The organism is Pseudarthrobacter niigatensis (assembly GCF_030812615.1).
Lineage (GTDB): Bacteria > Actinomycetota > Actinomycetes > Actinomycetales > Micrococcaceae > Arthrobacter > Arthrobacter niigatensis.
Window position 1 is genome coordinate 1 of the sequence record NZ_JAUSTB010000029.1, and the last position, 1863, is coordinate 1863.

Genomic DNA, 1863 nt, shown 5'->3' on the forward strand with positions numbered 1-1863 from the left:
GTGAAGCTGCGGTGTAAACCAGTGGTGGAGCCTACACGAGTGAGAATGCAGGCATGAGTAGCGAAAGACGGGTGAGAAACCCGTCCGCCGAATGATCAAGGGTTCCAGGGTCAAGCTAATCTGCCCTGGGTAAGTCGGGACCTAAGGCGAGGCCGACAGGCGTAGTCGATGGACAACGGGTTGATATTCCCGTACCGGCGAAAAACCGTCCATGTTGAACAGGGGATACTAACCGCCCGAGACCTGCCTGACACCCCTTGTGGGTGAAGGGTTTTGGTGGAGCGCGGGACCTGATCCTGGGAGGCAAGCGTATTAACAGGTGTGACGCAGGAAGGTAGCCGAGCCGGGCGATGGTTGTCCCGGTCTAAGGATGTAGGGCGAGTGGTAGGCAAATCCGCCACTCATGGTGCCTGAGATCTGATGGGACCCCCGTTTGGGGGGATTTGGTGATCCTATGCTGCCGAGAAAAGCATCGACGCGAGGTTTTAGCCGCCCGTACCCCAAACCGACACAGGTGATCAGGTAGAGAATACTAAGGCGATCGAGAGAATTATGGTTAAGGAACTCGGCAAAATGCCCCCGTAACTTCGGGAGAAGGGGGGCCCCAACCTTGATACACCTTCGCGGTGTGGAGGGGATCGGGGCCGCAGAGACCAGGGGGAAGCGACTGTTTACTAAAAACACAGGTCCGTGCGAAGTCGCAAGACGATGTATACGGACTGACTCCTGCCCGGTGCTGGAAGGTTAAGAGGACCGGTTAGCCGCAAGGCGAAGCTGAGAATTTAAGCCCCAGTAAACGGCGGTGGTAACTATAACCATCCTAAGGTAGCGAAATTCCTTGTCGGGTAAGTTCCGACCTGCACGAATGGAGTAACGACTTCCCCGCTGTCTCAACCATAAACTCGGCGAAATTGCAGTACGAGTAAAGATGCTCGTTACGCGCAGCAGGACGGAAAGACCCCGAGACCTTTACTATAGTTTGGTATTGGTGTTCGGAGTGGCTTGTGTAGGATAGGTGGGAGACGTTGAAGCCCGGACGCCAGTTCGGGTGGAGTCATCGTTGAAATACCACTCTGGTCACTTTGGACATCTAACTTCGGCCCGTAATCCGGGTCAGGGACAGTGCCTGATGGGTAGTTTAACTGGGGCGGTTGCCTCCTAAAAAGTAACGGAGGCGCCCAAAGGTTCCCTCAGCCTGGTTGGCAATCAGGTGTCGAGTGTAAGTGCACAAGGGAGCTTGACTGTGAGAGAGACATCTCGAGCAGGGACGAAAGTCGGGACTAGTGATCCGGCGGTACATTGTGGAATGGCCGTCGCTCAACGGATAAAAGGTACCTCGGGGATAACAGGCTGATCTTGCCCAAGAGTCCATATCGACGGCATGGTTTGGCACCTCGATGTCGGCTCGTCGCATCCTGGGGCTGGAGTAGGTCCCAAGGGTTGGGCTGTTCGCCCATTAAAGCGGTACGCGAGCTGGGTTTAGAACGTCGTGAGACAGTTCGGTCCCTATCCGCTGCGCGCGCAGGAAATTTGAGAAGGGCTGTCCTTAGTACGAGAGGACCGGGACGGACGAACCTCTGGTGTGTCAGTTGTACTGCCAAGTGCACCGCTGATTAGCTACGTTCGGATGGGATAACCGCTGAAAGCATCTAAGCGGGAAGCTCGCTTCAAGATGAGATTTCCATACACATTTATGTGTGAGAGGCCCCCAGCCAGACCACTGGGTTGATAGGCCGGATGTGGAAGCGAGGACTAACGACTCGTGAAGCTGACCGGTACTAATAGGCCAACAACTTACACCACACAGATACATACAAAACTCTGCTTGCGTCCACTATGTGGTTCCCAACCAACAACCCCCCA

General features: G+C 55.0%; 1 rRNA gene. It reads left to right on the forward strand.

Annotated features, from left to right (window positions below):
• Positions 1-1803 (forward strand): 23S ribosomal RNA (locus J2T23_RS19825); the annotation flags it as partial.
• Between the last annotated feature and the right edge of the window lie 60 nt (positions 1804-1863).